The sequence below is a fragment of the Colwellia sp. MB02u-9 genome (genome assembly GCF_014077085.1).
GTDB lineage: Bacteria > Pseudomonadota > Gammaproteobacteria > Enterobacterales > Alteromonadaceae > Cognaticolwellia.
Genome location: NZ_JACGVF010000046.1, coordinates 1 through 310 on the forward strand (window position 1 = coordinate 1; position 310 = coordinate 310).

The window sequence follows — 310 nt, forward strand, 5'->3', positions numbered from 1 at the left end:
TTTAGCCACTTAAAGAAAAGTGGCGGACGCGGCAGGAGTCGAACCTGCGACCGCCTGGTTCGTAGCCAGGTACTCTATCCAGCTGAGCTACGCGTCCTCAATAAACTGTTTTTTTATATCTCATGTTCAGGAGATAACGAACTTGTACAATATTTATTTTTTAACTAGCGTCAATATTTGCTAGTCTTTATTATTTAGCCACTTAAAGAAAAGTGGCGGACGCGGCAGGAGTCGAACCTGCGACCGCCTGGTTCGTAGCCAGGTACTCTATCCAGCTGAGCTACGCGTCCTCAATAAACTGTTTTTTTAT

2 tRNA genes are annotated in these 310 nt (G+C 44.8%); both read right to left on the reverse strand.

Features of this window, described 5'->3' with window-relative positions:
- Positions 1-20 precede the first annotated feature (20 nt).
- Positions 21-97, reverse strand: a tRNA-Arg gene (locus H4J65_RS00240).
- Positions 98-213: 116 nt separating this feature from the next.
- Positions 214-290, reverse strand: a tRNA-Arg gene (locus H4J65_RS00245).
- Positions 291-310: the final 20 nt, after the last annotated feature.